The organism is Vibrio sp. 2130-1, from assembly GCF_033339515.1.
The window spans coordinates 1-643 of the sequence record NZ_JAWOUT010000382.1 but is presented as its reverse complement, the minus strand read 5'-3'; the positions used below and the strand labels follow the sequence as shown (position 1 = coordinate 643).

General features: G+C 44.5%; 1 protein-coding gene. It reads right to left on the bottom strand.

The genetic code is table 11. The features are described 5' to 3' along the window. Nucleotides 1-194: 194 nt before the first annotated feature. Nucleotides 195-643: RNA-binding S4 domain-containing protein (locus tag R7Q09_RS26365; RefSeq protein ID WP_318143968.1), on the bottom strand; the 449-nt coding region annotated here is incomplete at its 5' end.

The window sequence follows — 643 nt, the reverse complement described above, 5'->3', positions numbered from 1 at the left end:
ATCTCGGTAAACCGAGTGCAATTCATCACTGGACAGAATACGCAACCTGCCAATGCACGGTGCATTAAGCTTATCTCGTCATGCCGCATAAGCCACACAAACTATCCCAACAAAAAAGCGCCGAACACATGTCGGCGCTTTTGGTATGTTTGGGTTTGAACGCTAAGATTCAATCACTTATAAGATTCTATAGCTTAGAAGAAGTCGATAGAGTTACGTCCACTCTTCGGGTCACGCGTTGCTTGTGGTTTGTCTTCTTTCTTGCCTTTCTTAGCAGATTGAGACAACGCTTCTTTTTGTGCTTTGCGCTCTTTATGTGCCGCTTTACGCCCCGTTGATTTAGGTCCTGTGCCTTTCGCTTTAGGCGGCTTACTTTGGCGAGACTTCTCTTTACGAGTAGATTGCGCTTCTTTCTTCGCTTTCTTTTCCGCTTTTTGTTCTGCCGTTTCTGGTTCTGTCACTGGCGCGTCACAAACCACCACATAGTATTCTTGGTTAAACTCAAAAAAGTCACCATCGTACATTTTGCGTCGTTTACGTGTTTCTAGCTCGCCATTCACCGCAACATAACCTTCTTCGATGATATGTTTTGCTTCGCCACCACCACTGACCAAGTTTGCGATTTTAAAAAGCTTATACAGTT